The sequence below is a fragment of the Methylotuvimicrobium sp. KM2 genome (genome assembly GCF_038051925.1).
Classification (GTDB): domain Bacteria; phylum Pseudomonadota; class Gammaproteobacteria; order Methylococcales; family Methylomonadaceae; genus Methylotuvimicrobium.
On record NZ_CP150634.1, the window covers coordinates 3,615,986 to 3,630,486 of the forward strand.

Annotated in this window: 13 protein-coding genes; 12 read left to right on the forward strand and 1 reads right to left on the reverse strand. The window is 47.2% G+C overall.

The annotated features are described in order from the left end of the window. The first annotated feature begins 850 nt into the window (after positions 1 to 850). Positions 851 to 2,434, forward strand: a complete 1,584-nt coding sequence (locus WJM45_RS15175) for an IS66 family transposase (protein WP_341325916.1) — start codon at positions 851 to 853, stop codon at positions 2,432 to 2,434. A gap of 509 nt (positions 2,435 to 2,943) precedes the next feature. On the opposite strand, the gene WJM45_RS15180 is transcribed toward WJM45_RS15175, so the two are convergent. After that, positions 2,944 to 3,612, reverse strand: coding sequence for a hypothetical protein (locus WJM45_RS15180; protein ID WP_341325860.1), 669 nt, complete (start codon positions 3,610 to 3,612; stop codon positions 2,944 to 2,946). Between the two features lie 403 nt (positions 3,613 to 4,015). Here WJM45_RS15180 and WJM45_RS15185 point away from each other — a divergent pair, with 403 nt between their 5' ends. The 11 genes from WJM45_RS15185 to WJM45_RS15235 all read left to right on the forward strand — a co-directional run bounded on the left by WJM45_RS15185 (position 4,016) and on the right by WJM45_RS15235 (position 14,467). Continuing rightward, a complete protein-coding gene (locus WJM45_RS15185) occupies positions 4,016 to 5,212 on the forward strand; it encodes an integrase family protein (protein ID WP_341325917.1) in 1,197 nt (398 codons plus the stop codon). A 191-nt stretch (positions 5,213 to 5,403) separates the two neighbouring features. After that, complete coding sequence (locus tag WJM45_RS15190; RefSeq protein WP_341325918.1) at positions 5,404 to 5,925, forward strand: hypothetical protein; 522 nt, start codon at positions 5,404 to 5,406, stop codon at positions 5,923 to 5,925. A 163-nt stretch (positions 5,926 to 6,088) separates the two neighbouring features. Next, positions 6,089 to 6,307: a helix-turn-helix domain-containing protein gene (locus tag WJM45_RS15195; RefSeq protein ID WP_341325919.1), complete on the forward strand. Its 219-nt coding sequence runs from the start codon at positions 6,089 to 6,091 to the stop codon at positions 6,305 to 6,307. Between the two features lie 105 nt (positions 6,308 to 6,412). After that, positions 6,413 to 7,087, forward strand: coding sequence for a hypothetical protein (locus tag WJM45_RS15200; protein ID WP_341325920.1), 675 nt, complete (start codon positions 6,413 to 6,415; stop codon positions 7,085 to 7,087). A 10-nt stretch (positions 7,088 to 7,097) separates the two neighbouring features. Further along, positions 7,098 to 7,880, forward strand: coding sequence for a hypothetical protein (locus tag WJM45_RS15205; RefSeq protein WP_341325921.1), 783 nt, complete (start codon positions 7,098 to 7,100; stop codon positions 7,878 to 7,880). After that, positions 7,877 to 9,367, forward strand: coding sequence for a DEAD/DEAH box helicase family protein (locus WJM45_RS15210; protein ID WP_341325922.1), 1,491 nt, complete (start codon positions 7,877 to 7,879; stop codon positions 9,365 to 9,367). Before WJM45_RS15205 ends, WJM45_RS15210 begins: the two co-directional genes overlap by 4 nt. Continuing rightward, positions 9,364 to 10,344 carry a primase-helicase zinc-binding domain-containing protein gene (locus WJM45_RS15215; RefSeq protein ID WP_341325923.1) on the forward strand — a complete coding sequence of 327 codons (981 nt, stop codon included), beginning with the start codon at positions 9,364 to 9,366 and terminating at the stop codon, positions 10,342 to 10,344. Before WJM45_RS15210 ends, WJM45_RS15215 begins: the two co-directional genes overlap by 4 nt. Before the next feature lie 265 nt (positions 10,345 to 10,609). Then, positions 10,610 to 11,158, forward strand: coding sequence for a hypothetical protein (locus tag WJM45_RS15220; RefSeq protein WP_341325924.1), 549 nt, complete (start codon positions 10,610 to 10,612; stop codon positions 11,156 to 11,158). A gap of 45 nt (positions 11,159 to 11,203) precedes the next feature. After that, entirely contained in the window at positions 11,204 to 11,779 is a 576-nt protein-coding gene (locus WJM45_RS15225; protein ID WP_341325925.1) for a helix-turn-helix transcriptional regulator, read from the forward strand. Positions 11,780 to 11,861: 82 nt separating this feature from the next. Then, positions 11,862 to 12,617, forward strand: a complete 756-nt coding sequence (locus WJM45_RS15230; RefSeq protein ID WP_341325926.1) for a hypothetical protein — start codon at positions 11,862 to 11,864, stop codon at positions 12,615 to 12,617. Between the two features lie 5 nt (positions 12,618 to 12,622). After that, entirely contained in the window at positions 12,623 to 14,467 is a 1,845-nt protein-coding gene (locus WJM45_RS15235; protein WP_341325927.1) for a glycoside hydrolase family 19 protein, read from the forward strand. The last annotated feature ends 34 nt before the right edge of the window (positions 14,468 to 14,501 follow it).

The following is a 14,501-nucleotide window of genomic DNA, read 5'->3' on the forward strand; positions in this document are numbered from 1 at the left end:
GGGTTTTACCTTTTCCGGATAGGCCCCTTTCCATTAGGGTCCCCTTCCCTTCTTCCCTATGTCCTTTATCCATTCCTTTTGAAACTATTTCCCGTACTTCTTGCCTTTCTGCCTTTTGCCTTTTTGTCCTGCGTCAATTATCTTTGCCGGTTTGACGTCAATTATCATGGGCCGATCCTATTGAATGGATGTGTATAGGGATGGCCGTAAGGGTATTTGCATAAAATAAGCAATGGTGCCCGAGTTAATTCCATTTGACCTTCGTTTCCGGGTGTCTCAGAATTCGGAAAATAGTACGATAAATTTTCATTAGCGAGCATTCACCCACCAATTTCCCCAAATCCGTCATATAGTTTTTAGAAATCCGGTCAGCCTTCGGTTGTCAGCTTCTATCGAATTACGTGGCCATGTTGGGTAAGTTCTGGGATACGATGAAGAGGTTGGACTTTCCGGCGGGGATGGTCACAACGGATGGGGTTTTGAGGTGGATATTTTAAAACTCGGAGTAAAGTCGCTCGTCGACTCACAAGAACCACTCAACCCATATTTCCGAATGGCTAAGTAGAACCCTTAGCAGTCACCGATAAACTACTTCTAAAAGGAGTAACATGAAAATCACCGGCTCATCCGATGATTTATTGGTTTAATTTGAGGCTTTATGTAATTTTTAACCATGAATACCTATTGTCAACTTGTTCCGACCCCATGCTCTGGCACTTGAAAGCTATTTAATTATTGGAATTAAGTTGTCCACATGCGGCGTAACTATTCAGCCCCCCCATTACAAAAATCATCCAATCAGTCACTAAAAAACTGTATTTTCAAGCCGCCAAGACGTATCCTGTGCACCATGCAACTGAGCGATCATGACCTAAACCAACTGGATGAAGACAGGCTTCTGGACTTACCGGAAGAGGATTTGCGTCGCCTTTCGATTCGCTTGCTCAACGATCTCAAGGAAGCACGCGAGCGCTTGAAGCAAAACTCGCGCAATAGCTCCCGGCCACCCAGTAGTGAAGCACCGTGGGATAAGGCGAACGATACAGCCAGTGATACCGATGCGATAGACGCTGGCGAAGACACGCCGGACCAGGAGGCAGATAACACATCTTCCGCCCCACCTGCTAAAGAATCCAAACAAGATTCTCAAACCGACTCGTCTCAAGCTTCGGATGATGTGCGTAAACCCGGTAAGCAGCCTGGTGCGCAAGGCTTCGGTAGACAGCAAGTCCTGCCGGTGACCGACTATCAAGACCATCGTCCCGAGCTTTGCGCGTGTTGCGGTACTGTGTTCACGACAAGTCAGCAAAAAGCGTATACCGCTTTTGATACCGTTGACCTCACCTGGGCTGACGCGAACGATCCGGGCTTGAGATTGATCACGACGCGGCATACCTATTATGAAGCGACGTGTCACTGCGGCCATGTGACGCGAGGCGAACCGTATCGTCATGTGCCCCACGGCAGTTTGCCGAACGTCGTGTGCAGCGAATGGCGCCTGGTCGGGCCGGGTTTAGCCGCCTTGATTGTGTGTCTGGCCTATCGCATGCGGCTATCCCGTGAGCGCATCCGCGAATTCTTGCAGGATTGGTTAGGGTTAAGTCTCAGTGTCGGCACCATCAACAACACCCTGCATGAAAGCGGCGCGGCGGCGCTGCCGATCGAAGACGAACTCATTGACGCCGTGGTCAATAGTCAATTACTGCATGTCGATGAAACGTCTTGGATGGAACTGACGACCTTCTTATGGCTGTGGGTGTTCAGTACGGATACCGTGACTGCTTACTGGATTGCCTACCGCAGTGCCGAATTGCTCGAGAACCTCTTGGGCTCGGATTACTTGGGCTGGCTCATGAGCGATGGCTACAAAGCCTATCGCAGATACCCGAATCGCGTGCGCTGCTGGGCGCATCTGCTGCGCAAAGCCCAAGGACTGGAAGAGAGTTTCGACCCTGTGGCCCGCCAGTTCGGCAAACAAACACTGGCGTTGCTGAATACGCTGATGAACGCGATTCGAGAGGCCCGTGTCGACCCACCCGACAAACCGTTGACGGAAACCTTTCAAGAATCACTAGCGCTCTATCGAGCGCTATGCGAAAGCCTGCGCGAAGCAACGCATAAAAAGACGCGTGAGCTGTCCGGTGAAATGCTCAATGATTGGGAGGCGATCTTTCAGGTCGTTGCATCCTGTCATTTGCCGTTGACCAACAACGAAGCCGAGCGGGCACTGCGGCACTGGGTGATTTTGAGACGCATCAGCTATGGCACTCGCACCGAACAAGGCTCGCGGGTATTCGCCATTTTAATCAGCGTGATCGAAACCTGTCGTAAAAGACAGCAATCCCCTTGGCTTTATTTGGCAGTAGTCATTGATCATCAGCGAACCGGTCGGCCGATTCCAAAATTGCCTCCAGTGGACTGGGGGTCTGAATAGTTACCACGATTCAGGTGATGTTGAATGGCTTCGACGTGTTTATCCCGCCAATCCAACAACTGTCTTCTCAGAAATATATAATCTGCCCTATCAATTGTTGATTGTTTTTTCTGTTGGAGCATTTTTGATACTCTCTTTGGGAGTTAGCGAATAATACCGTCGGCCTAGGATTTTAAACCATTAGCTCGAACCTGCCACCAATCATAGATGTAAAAGGCAAATAATTGCCAAGTTTTGATCGGTCAGCACAACTCTTTCGAAAATATGTGTGGTTTTATCGCAACTGACAACTCAACCGACTCGATACTAAGGCTTCAATGGGAGCGAAACAATAGATTGAGCACCCGTCAGGCTTTGCGGAATGCTTTTAAAGAGATATGCCGACCGGGAGACCATCAAAAATTCAGTCAATAAAAAAGGGCCTACGCGCTAACGCAAGCCCTTGCTTTATTTACCACGGACGGGATATACGACCGATCGAGTGCCTATTCTGAGCCGATTTAGCTTGTCTAAACCGGCACATGTCCGAAATTGGAGGTTTCGCCAAGTCCAATAGTCGCAGAGATGATTGCTTTCGCCATCTTGGCGCCGTTTGCAGGCTTGCTCAGAAAATGACTCAACTCATTATCATCAATCCGGTCTATTATCCGTTTGACCTGCTCCGCTTGGAAGATTTCATTGCTGAGTAAAACGGTTCCACCTGTTTGAATCCAAAAGCCATCAAAATCGATCAGATGCCCAGCCAGAATCATTCCCTGACGAGCGGTTTTAGCCAATTGATGATCGACCAACCGATAAATCACCTTACTGAATACATCCACAACTTTTAAGGAATCGGTGCCGTTCGTTTCTTCCACCTGATAAATCGCATAATGCGCTTCGCTCATACGGCGCAGCAATTCCAATTCATATGCGTCGGCTTCTTTACTGAATAGACGCAAGAACTTCTCCGCCATATTGAAGCCGTTTGGACGATAGCCGTAAATCGCATAATCGGTAAATAAGTCCATTTCGGTTTCGTTTTGGACCATTAAGGCCTTTTGATGCCAAATCCCCAAATGCTTGCCGCAGGTTTTAATATTGTCCTTCGTGAGCTTTCTGAAAATATTGCCGTTCAAATCCATCATACGATGACGTATCTCGGGATAATCGGCTGGAGTAAACGTAAAATCGGCCATGAGCTATGTTGAATGATGATGCGAAGTTTGTTCTTAACAGGTCGTGCAGATTTTTCCGACCCGATACCGCCCCCACCGGGAGACTGTTGGAATTATGGAGTAACACTGTATTTTTTCAAAGGCACTACAAATAAAAAAGGCCTGTAGAGAAAAACTCTACAGGCCTTGATTTATTTGGCTCCCCCGGACGGGCTCGAACCGCCGACCTAGTGATTAACAGTTACTTGCTCCTAGTGTTTCCAACCCCTTGTTACTATACGGAAAAGCCATTTAAGCCATTGATTTACCTTAAAAGTTGACATTACCGCACGTTACTATAAAATTCTTGAACATACTAGATATAGTGCTTAAAACTTGACCCGGCCTTGACCCGGCCTTGACCCGGATTTAATAAGGAAGCGAAATGGCAAATAAAATAAATTTCACACAGCAGCGGATTGAAAAATTAAAGGCACCGGAAAATGGTCGTGTTGATTATCATGATACCGGATTCCCAAAGTTGATTTGTCGAGTTAGCAGCACAGGAGTTAAGACTTTTGCGGTTTTAAAATGGGACGGTCGAACATCAAAGCGCGTTACGTTGGGGCGGTTCCCTGATTTGTCGGTAGCGGATGCCAGAAAACTTGCAGGAGAAGCTCTTTCCTCCCTAGCCAATGGCATTGACCCAGTGGAAGAAAAGCGCAAGGAGAGACTGTCGGGAATGACGCTTTCGGAACTGCTTGAATCCTACTTAAAAAATAAAAACGACTTGCGGGAAGCATCAATATTGGATTACCGCAAAAAAATCAATCAAGGCTTTGCCGATTGGCTGGACAAACCTATCAACACAATAACGCGGGACATGGTTCTTGTGAAGCGCAATGGCTTTAAAGGAGCCAGAGACAACAAACTTCGAGTATTGCGTGTACTGATGAATTACGCCACCAAGACACTGAAGGCGATTGATAATAACCCGGTTGACATCCTCACTGATGGGAAGCTATGGGCAAGACCGAAACGACGAAAGCGGATGATTGGCAGCGATGATATGAAGGCATGGTACGAGGCCGTTTTGGGTTTGGATAACGAAAAGGCAAAGCTCTATTTGTTACTGTTGCTTCACACCGGATTGCGCGATCAGGATGTTAGATATTTAGAATGGCTGGACGTGGATTTTAAGAACGATTCCTTTCTTGTTCGAGACACAAAAAACCATACAGACTTCACTGCCTACATTGCGCCGCAAATCAAACCGTACTTACGAGGATTACAGGCATTAACGGGCGACAGTCGATTCGTATTTCCAGGCGAAAGTGGTGATGGCGTAATGAATCAGCCGCGCAAGCAGATCAAAAAGGTAATCGATCAATCCGGCGTCGAGTTCTCACCGCATGACCTGAAACGAACCTTTCTAACGATTGGCGAAGCGGCCATGATTCCATTCAGCTTACTCAAAGCGCTGGCGAACCACAAAACCGACAACGACGTGACCGGCGGTTACATCAATCCCGAAAGCAAGACCATGAAGGCGGCAACCTTCAAGATTGCCGATTATATTGAACAGCATGTCTTATCGAGCGATGAGAACGTTGTTACTTTAAAACGGAGTTTAACGCAGTGACATATTTCAATATTCCCCGGAGCGAGCGAACACCGGAAACAGAGATTGATTCAATATTAGCGACCGCTTCTTATTTGTATGATTGCATCAATAATGACGGCACAAAATACAGTTTCATCAATACTTTTTTTAAGGAAATGATGGAGAACGAGAATACCAGCGGCGATACCCTATCGCGATTGGTTTACAAGGTGAATCCGGTTAATGTCGATGGAATTGGAAAGGTGACTGAAATATCGGCCTTGGTGGTTTCTTGTGCGTATTGTTGCGAGGCTCAACGGGCTTTTGACGATGGGCGCATTAATGATGCGTGGACCTATATTATTGACGCGAAGGACTGGCTTAGAGTGCCGCTCTCAAGGCATGCGGGAATAACAGAATTAATAAACGAGGAGCATAAGTCGGATATATCGCGGATACGGAGGGAAAGCCGAAAAAAAGGTATTGAAAAGTACGATTATTCCGATTTTATTTTGAAGGAGTACAGAAAAAAAGCTTGGAAAAATAAGGCTCAGGCGGTCGAGGCTATTAATAAATTACTGGGTAAGTATATCGAGAATAATAACTTGCCGGTACGGGTATTACAAGTCGAATTAGAAAACGGAAATATCGCGGAAGAAAGGCAGACCGATTTCACTAAATATGTTTATGGAATTTTACCAAGCGCACAGCAAGTTAAAATTGATGCGAAGAATTTTAGAAAGAAAACCTGATAGATAAAAAACTGTTATATAAAGCAAAAAGCCGGGCATGACCCGGTTTTTTTGTGCCTGAAAAACTGCCAGTAACAAAAAACTTTTTGTTAAAGGGAATTTTTTTTAGCAGCCATTACGCAAAATGACCTCACTGTTTTTTTATTACTTGAGGATTTAAAAGATGGCTGCAACACAACAAAACCAAGATATTTCATTTCACGTTGACGCGCTTATTGATACCGATGGAGCGGCAAAACTGCTTAATATCCCGCGTGGCACTTTAATCAAATGGCGCTGTACCGGCGAAAACAATATTCCATACGTTCGTATCGGTCGATTAATTAAATACAGAACAACCGCCTTATTAGAGTATGTCGAACGACATACCCATAACGCATAAAAAAACCCCGAACACTTTGAAAAATGTCCGGGGCTTTTTAAGGTACAAATCACTACGCAAAGTGATTATATCTTATTGGACACACCCGGAAAAGGAATTTTAGTTATGAACGAAATACTATGCGAGTGCGTTGACACCAAGATCGGTAGTATCCGTGTAAAAAGCGGAAAGAAACCCGTCTTTATATTTGAGTTGGTATCTGATACCGGCGAGCTATTCATCAAGTTTTTTAACGCCAACAAGACACCCAAAGGCAATTATTCGGTTGCACGGAATAGCGACTTTGCGCGGTTATATCGGTTATCGACCGGCAATAATCCGATAAAGAAATTCAGCGAATGTCAAAAGTTAATCAAGCACATGTCTGGATATATGTTTCTTGCCTCATTCGAAGCGGCAAGAGATCGGCGCGGCAACGAGTACAACAGAGTGATCGCTTTAAAACCAGCCGAACCAATTATTTCCGGCGAATGGACGATAACCGGACACCTTATAAAAGGCGTTAGACAGCCGGGGAAAAATTGGGGACATTTTGGGGAAAATCCGGGGAAAAACTGGGGAAAAACCGGGGAAAGCAATTCGACCTCAGGCCAAGTAAATTCAGGGGCTACAGCGGTTTTCAATCCCATACAGCATCTCCCATGCCACATAGAAGCATATCAAGTAGGTTCTAGGCACAGTATTAATACTATAAAGGGGCTTAGTGTTCATTCTCCGCCGACTGATTCCGATTTGAAAGTGGTTTTTGATTCCGAATTTGAACAGAAATATTTATTTTAAGGTGGATTTTATGAATACCCATATTACGGCAGAAAAAAATACGTTAGAACAATTGATTGAGGCTCAAGGCCAGTTTATCGACCACACAAAGGAGGCGATGAACGCAGCATTCAGGATCGGGGAAATCCTTTTGAGATTGAAACAGGAAACTCCTCACGGTCAGTTTGAAAGCGTACTCAAAAACGACACGCGTGTCGCTTTTACCCTTCGCCATGCTCAACGATTTATGCGTATCGCTCAAAACAAGGCCTTGGTGCTTGAACATACCGGCGAGGAGGCCTTGAGCCTTCGGGAAATGGACAGAATTGTTGCCAAGGCCAAACCGAGGAAGGAGCCTGAGCATCTGGACGATGACGAGGAGGTTATTGATCGACTCATGATTGAGCCCCCTCAATCTCTTGGCATGGCAGGCCAGGAAGAAGCCGAGGACGCTGAATTTACCGAGATTGAACAAGACGCAAGCCCCGCACCGGCAGCGACCGCTCAGGAGCCTGAAATTGCCGAGGATTACGAGTATTCAGAACTTGACCAGCTCAACGACACGATAGCCGAGCTTGCGTCAGAAAACGAGCGATTGCAGAAGGACAACGACCACATGCGATCAATCTTTGATGACGACAACCATACGGCGGCGGCCATTAAAGAGATTGAGAAAAAGCAATCGTTAATCGATGGATTGCAAGGCACGATCAACGGATTGGTGAACGAAAACGCCGTGATGAAAAAGGAACTGAACAAGCTGGACCGGCGATGCAAAGCGTTAGATAAAAAATTGAAGGAGGCCGGACTATGAGCGGTTTAGCACTCCGAGAATATCAAGAGGACAGCCTGAACGGATTGCGCGAAGGATTTGCAGCCGGTCACGGGCCACAAGTACTTTATTTGCCGACAGGCGGCGGCAAAACAGAGGTAGCAATATCGATGCTCAAAGCGGCAGCCGACAAAGGTCACCGGGCGGCAATGGTGCTTGATCGGCGCGTATTGTGTGACCAGACAAGCGGCAGGCTTGATAAGTATTCAATCGACCACGGCGTTTTAATGGCCGGACACTGGCGGCGGCACACACATAAATCAATTCAAATTTGTTCGGCTCAGACCCTCGAAAAAATGGGCAGCTTTCCAAACCTGAAATTATTGATTGTTGACGAGGCGCACAATACGCGCCGCTCAATCGTCGAGTTTATTAAAAATAACGAGGCGGTCAAGGTTGTTGGTCTATCCGCGAGTCCTTTTACAAAAGGTCTTGGTGGCATTTATTCGAACGTGGTTAGCCGAACAACTACCGCGCAACTGGTCGAGATGGGCAGCCTTGCCCCGCTTCGCGTTTTTGTATGCAAACAGGTTGATATGAGCGATGCCAAAAAAGTTGCGGGCGAGTGGTCGGACAAGGAAGCCGGGGAGCGTGGTATTAAGATCAGCGGCGATGTTGTTTCGGAATGGATTAAAAAAACGCATGAAGTTTTTGGTGGGCCGCGCAAGACAATCGTATTTTGTGCAGGCGTGGCGCATGGACAAGACCTTTCAGCGAAGTTCAAGGAAGCCGGTTATAACTTTGTGTCGATCAGTTACAAGGACAGTGAACAAACCAAAAAGGCAATCTTTGACGAGTTTGCCAAGCCCGACAGCACTATCACCGGCCTGATTGCGACCGATATTTTGACCAAAGGCTTTGACTGTCCTGACGTGATGATTGGCGTATCGGCGAGGCCTTTCAGCAAATCATTCTCAAGCCATGTTCAGCAGTTGGGTAGACCAATGCGTCCATTTCCAGGCAAGGAGTTTGCCTTGTGGCTCGACCATTCCGGGAATTATTTACGATTCAAAGATGATTGGGAGTCGCTTTATCATGAAGGTTGTCACGAATTGCGCGACGATGCCGAAAAACCTAAAAAGGAGCCTACCAGCGAAGAAAAAGAGGCGGCAAAGTGCGGTAATTGCGGCGAATTGTGGGGGCCGGATCGGGACGTTTGCCAACATTGCGGCGCAACAAGACCAAAACGGAACAAGGTTATTGCAGTTCCGGGACAGCTCGAAGAAATCAAGATCGGCAAGAAGCCATACGGCGGCAATCGAATCGATTTGTGGAACGAGGTGTGTTCAATCGTTCGGCAAAAGGGCAATAAACCGGGCCGCGCATATTATCTATACAAAGAATTAGTTGGCAAAGAGCCGCCTAGACGGTTTGAAGATACGCCCACCGTCGATGTAAGCCGCGAGATTGCTAACTTGGTCAAGTCAAAAGATATTCGCTTTGCCAAAAGCAGGAGGGCCTCAAGATGAGCGCAATATCTTCACAATGTACAGGCAAGTGGTCGAGCATTTTATTAACGCTTGGTATCGATCAGACGCACCTATCAGGTAAGCATGCCCCCTGCCCGGCTTGCGGTGGGAAGGACAGGTTCCGATTTGACAATAAGGACGGGCGCGGGACGTTCTACTGTTCGAATTGCGGCGCGGGCGATGGTTTCACTCTGCTACAGAAAGTAAACGATTGGACCTTTTCCGAGTGCGCAAAGGAAATTGAAAAGATTGTCGGTAAATGCAGCGCAACACAATCCGATGTTAAACCAAAGCAGGCAACCAACGAGCAGCGACTAAAGCGCATCCATTCCGGCCTAAAGCGTATCACCCGCGATGATGCTGTGTGGCGATACCTGAAAGGCCGGGGTATAGACATTTTGCCTAAGAATGACGTTTTCTTTCACCCTGCAATCGACTATTGGCATAGGGACGATGCAGGAAAGCCGGTTAAGGTTGGCACGTTCCCGGCAATGGTTTCGGTTATGCGAAATCTTGATGACGAAGTCTGCACTTATCACGTTACATATCTTACCGATGAGGGGCAGAAAATCAGCGGATACCCGGCTAAAAAGATGATGCCGATTATTAAACCCCTACCCGGCGCATCAATCAGGCTAGGCGGTCAAGGTGAAATGGTCGGCATTTCGGAAGGCATTGAAACAGCACTTGCAGCTCAACAGCTCGAAGGTTATCCGTGTTGGGCGGCGGCTAATGCGGTTTTGATGGAACAGGTGCAAGTACCTAGCTACATAGGCGCGGTCGTAATCTATCCCGATGAGGACGCAAGCTTTACCGGACAGGCGGCGGCCTATGCCCTAGCCAAACGATTGAAGGCCGAGGGCAAGACGGTTTATGTGTCCCGCCTACTTGGCTTGGATGGTCAAATCATTATCGACAGTGGAGCCGACCGCGATTATTGCGACTACATAAAAGAGCAAAATGCAGAGGTATTTTAATTTATTCCAAAACCGGAAAAACGCCCGTTAGACCCCCATTTCGGGCGATTAGAATACCATTTCAAATTTTAGGAGTTACAAAAAATGACCCCAAAACCACAGCCACGCAAGACAAAAATCTTGCGAAACCGGGCGGAAAAAATCCTAACGGATGCGCTGAAAGATCAATGCGCACCGGCAGAATTACGCGTTAGTGCCGCAATCGCTACGCTTAAATATATCGTCCCACATCAACCAAATTCTTAATTGAAAAAGGAAATCCAAAATGAAAATCAATCAATCAATCTTCAATAACGCAGAACATGCACACAACCGCGCCGAGGCAGTATTGCAAGGCCTTGACGCAATGACCGAGGCCGACCGCGAAGGCATAAACGATGCCGTGCTTGTCGTTAAAAATCGGTTCATTCAGATCAAAGACGAGGCGAAAAAGATCATCGACGCGGCATACGAACGACACAACAATCGACCCGAAAAGCTGATTTCCATGGCGCTCAGAGTCCACCACGGAATTCCGCTCGAAATTTCGCGAAAAATGGGCTCAATGCAGGCCGAAATCCGAACTTTTCAGCAAAAAAAGGAAGATTTGATAGCGAAAGGTTTCACTTTGGACGAGATTCCGAAAATCATCCAAGGACCCAGCGATAGCGAAATCGAGTCGGTTGACAGCGAGTGCCGCGCACTGTCGGTAGAGTCGGCGGCGCTATTAAAATTCGCGAGCGATCCATTTTACGACTACTCGCTCCTTGTGGGCACCCGCCTGGAGTGCGAAATTCCGCAGACCGAAGCCGAGGAAGAAAACCAAGCCGATTAATTCCAACCGAGCCGGGCGTAAAACCCCGGCACCTTCGAGGTGCCGATGCTAGATCTTTCAACAAATCAGCGATTAAAAATTATTGGGCAAAAGTTCGTGGAGGCGCGTGGCTTATGTGGATTAAGCCAACATGCAGCCGCAAAACTTTTAGGAATTTCGACCGAAAGCCTAAAAGCGGTCGAAACCGCGCTCGATATCGAATCTATTTCGCCATTTTTAATCGTCCGAGCGGCGCATGGCTATGAAGTTACGACAGATTTTTTGTTAGGCGTTGCGGTCGAGGACGATTGGGAGCGCGATCCGAATACGCAGTTTATGCGCGAGTGGAACGTTCAAAGCAACCAGCGACAATTCGAAATGCTAACCCGCATGATTTCCAGCGTAGAGGCCCATTGTCGCAAGATAAATCGGGCGGATGCGGCGATATCCGAAATGGTGAACGAGTACGAGGAGCTGGTTGCCGCAGTCGAAAGGTTTATCGAAATCACCGACGGTTTCAATAACATACCAGGAAGCGCTCGTCTACTGCTTCACACCAAGAAATTTGGCGAAGTGTGCCGGGAAGCGAAGCACCAACTAATCCGCTGCAAAATTTTACCCAAAAAAAAACCCGACGATTAAGTCGGGCTTGAATAGCAGTACCATCAAAACGAAAAAATAACTGATTCGAATTTACAATATCACACAACCGGACAAAAACAAAATGACTGAAAAAGTTTTAAGCTCCTTATGGGGCGATTCCCCGGACACCGGACTGAGCAAGCACCTGATCGCTATATTTTACGAGGTGAATCGTAAAGGGGAGCGGCTAGGCGGCGAAGATGATGTTGTTGTCAAATGTCCGCTTATCGACTCGAATATCGAGGCGTCGTTTAACTGGAACTCTCCTTTTGAGCAAGTTGGTCAAAACTCATTAGCCAATTTCCAGCAATTAGCGCAATCCGGCGAGGCGCTTGACGTTGCGCGTGTCGTCAATACGTTATCTAAAACGATGGGCGGATTTTTTGAAGAAATAGCCGAATCCGCAACTGGCAAAACATCGATAACAAAACTCAATTCGACTCAAATCTTTAACGGTTCGCCTCCGCTAAAAATCACGGCAACCCTACTGTTACGGGCATGGTCCGACCCCGTAACCGAAGTCGAAGAACCGATGAACCAGTTGCTCAAGTGGGCATTGCCAAAGGAGTTATCCCCCGATGGATCATTGCTATTGCGCCTTGCTAAAGATGGTTTTCAGGAGTCGTCTTTTTTGCCAAGTTCAACCCCGACTACAATCGCGATGAACTATAAAAACCGAACCTACAAGCCACTGGTCATTGAATCAATCAGCATTCCGTCCAACAGCCCAATTGATAAAAACGGCCATTTCACCGAACTCAGTATTCCGGTAACGCTTGCCACGCTTACAAGCATCGACCGAATCGATTGGGATAATTTTTCAACAAAACCGAGGTAAAAACTATGCTACCACACGACTCCGAAGGCTTTTTAGTCGGTGAAACAATCACGGACATTCGACGCGCATCAAGAGCGATTGATGATATCAGAACCGATGTTGCCGCGATAAAAGCGGCGGTTGTTTCGCCAAGAAACCGTGGTTCGTCGATTGCCATAAAATCAAATCTTGCTAACCAAAACCGGCTAGATTCACGCGATAACCGACACACCAATACAGTTGCATTACCCGGTAATCAGTCGTCTACAGCACCCAAAAACCGCGATGCAAGAGGCCGTTTTATTTCATCTTCTGTAACAGATATTGTTGAGCCTGGACAGGGCGCAAACAGAAACAAAAAAGGCAGATTTACATCGTCAACATCGACCGGCAAGGATGAACGAAACACAACCCGACTGTTTGGAAACTTTGCCGACAGAATAGCAAAATCCTTTGCAGAAGCCGAAACCGGGCTTGCGGATGTAGACCCCAATGTTAAAGCCGCTCAGGAGATTGCACAGCCGCTATCAAAAGGCTACCAAGCTATTTTCGGCGGCGAGTCGGACAAAAAGAAATTCCATTGGTTTTCACGGATATTCAGGGAACTGAAACTAAGCCGCGAAGAAAGCACGGTACACGCTAAAGCACAGAAGAAAGTCCTCGATGATATCGAAGAAAAGACCGGGGGCAGTGCGGCAAGTGGCGGTAGTAGTTTTTTTCCAACGTTCAGTGGATCATGGCTTGGTTCGTCATTCGGTAAGATAATACTTCCAGTGCTTGCGGCCATCTTCTCTCCGATTGCGCTTGGTATCGCCGCAGCCGGAACCGCAGCATGGGGAATATTCACCGAGTCGGGGCGTAAGTTTTTTTCCGATATGCTGGGCAGCGTAACATCGTCATGGAATAGCGCGATAGACAGTTTAAGAGAAAAATTCCCTGTCTTTGACAAGCTAATTGATGCTGTTTCTCGTAATGTTATTGAGCCTATTGCGGATGGTATTGAGCAAATCAAAAAAGATTCACCCAAAACAATGGAGTTTTTGGATAAGGCGCAAAAATGGCTTGGCGGTAAAGTTGACCAATTCAAAAAGTCCAGTCCTAAAACATTTGGGACCGACAAGCAAAACAAAAAGATAATGCTCAATGAGTTGGACAAGCAAGGCATTCACGGAACCGAACGCGCAATGTTAATGGCGCAGCTTGACCACGAAACAGGCGGTTTCACCAGAACAGAGGAAAACCTGAATTATTCAGCCAGACGATTACGCCAGGTCAGCAAAAAGGCGCGGTCTATGTCGTCACAGGAGTTAAATGATGCGGTTGCGCGTGGCGATGAGGGCGTGGCGGAAGTGCTTTACGGCGGTCGAAAAGACCTAGGCAATACTCAACCGGGCGATGGATATAAATACCGTGGGCGAGGCTTTGTTCAGCTAACCGGACGGGCAAACTACGAGCGCATTGGTAAAGCAATAGGCCAAGACCTTGTAAATAACCCTGACCTAGCCGCCGATCCTGAAATTGCAGCAAAGGCGGCTTTTGCTTATTACAAAACCAACCCGAGATTACAAAAAGCATCAAAATCAGGTGATGTGGTTGCGGCAAGACGGGCGCTAAACGGAGGATTAAACGGTATTGATGACGTTCGACGCCTTAACGATCATTACTCAACAATCCAAAATTCAGCGATACCGGAGGTTAAAGTTCCGTCCATGCCTTCAATCCCGGTAATTCAAGACAGCCCCGGCGTACTGCACCCGTCTAAGTCTAAGGACGACAGACAGCCTTTTGTTTCGTTGCCGATTGACGTAGGCCAGGACCTAAGTGATCGTAAAATAGGGCTTATTGCGACAGGTGGGCTTAATGCGTTATGACCCTTTTGATACACCTATAAGCATTTTCTAATAT

What these genes read in the sequence shown, in the direction of transcription:
- WJM45_RS15215 (WP_341325923.1), top strand. Translation starts at nt 9,364, where the DNA reads ATGAGCGCAATATCTTCACAATGTACAGGCAAGTGGTCGAGCATTTTA.
- WJM45_RS15230 (WP_341325926.1), top strand. Translation starts at nt 11,862, where the DNA reads ATGACTGAAAAAGTTTTAAGCTCCTTATGGGGCGATTCCCCGGACACC.
- WJM45_RS15235 (WP_341325927.1), top strand. Translation starts at nt 12,623, where the DNA reads ATGCTACCACACGACTCCGAAGGCTTTTTAGTCGGTGAAACAATCACG.
- WJM45_RS15175 (WP_341325916.1), top strand. Translation starts at nt 851, where the DNA reads ATGCAACTGAGCGATCATGACCTAAACCAACTGGATGAAGACAGGCTT.
- WJM45_RS15200 (WP_341325920.1), top strand. Translation starts at nt 6,413, where the DNA reads ATGAACGAAATACTATGCGAGTGCGTTGACACCAAGATCGGTAGTATC.
- WJM45_RS15220 (WP_341325924.1), top strand. Translation starts at nt 10,610, where the DNA reads ATGAAAATCAATCAATCAATCTTCAATAACGCAGAACATGCACACAAC.
- WJM45_RS15180 (WP_341325860.1), bottom strand. Translation starts at nt 3,612, where the DNA reads ATGGCCGATTTTACGTTTACTCCAGCCGATTATCCCGAGATACGTCAT.
- WJM45_RS15195 (WP_341325919.1), top strand. Translation starts at nt 6,089, where the DNA reads ATGGCTGCAACACAACAAAACCAAGATATTTCATTTCACGTTGACGCG.
- WJM45_RS15205 (WP_341325921.1), top strand. Translation starts at nt 7,098, where the DNA reads ATGAATACCCATATTACGGCAGAAAAAAATACGTTAGAACAATTGATT.
- WJM45_RS15225 (WP_341325925.1), top strand. Translation starts at nt 11,204, where the DNA reads ATGCTAGATCTTTCAACAAATCAGCGATTAAAAATTATTGGGCAAAAG.
- WJM45_RS15185 (WP_341325917.1), top strand. Translation starts at nt 4,016, where the DNA reads ATGGCAAATAAAATAAATTTCACACAGCAGCGGATTGAAAAATTAAAG.
- WJM45_RS15210 (WP_341325922.1), top strand. Translation starts at nt 7,877, where the DNA reads ATGAGCGGTTTAGCACTCCGAGAATATCAAGAGGACAGCCTGAACGGA.